1 rRNA gene is annotated in these 280 nt (G+C 53.9%); it reads left to right on the top strand.

The features are described 5' to 3' along the window. Positions 1-280: ribosomal RNA gene (locus GB932_RS00140) — 23S ribosomal RNA — on the top strand; the annotation flags it as partial.

Genomic DNA, 280 nt, shown 5'->3' with positions numbered 1-280 from the left:
GAGCACTGTTTCGGCTAGGGGGTCATCCCGACTTACCAAACCGATGCAAACTCCGAATACCTGGAAGTGTCAGCGTGGGAGACACACGGCGGGTGCTAACGTCCGTCGTGAAAAGGGAAACAACCCAGACCGTCAGCTAAGGTCCCAAAGTCATGGTTAAGTGGGAAACGATGTGGGAAGGCTTAGACAGCTAGGAGGTTGGCTTAGAAGCAGCCACCCTTTAAAGAAAGCGTAATAGCTCACTAGTCGAGTCGGCCTGCGCGGAAGATGTAACGGGGCT

The sequence above is a fragment of the Microbacterium karelineae genome, assembly GCF_009745985.1.
Taxonomy (GTDB): domain Bacteria; phylum Actinomycetota; class Actinomycetes; order Actinomycetales; family Microbacteriaceae; genus Microbacterium; species Microbacterium karelineae.
This window is presented reverse-complemented; position numbering and strand designations above follow the sequence as displayed.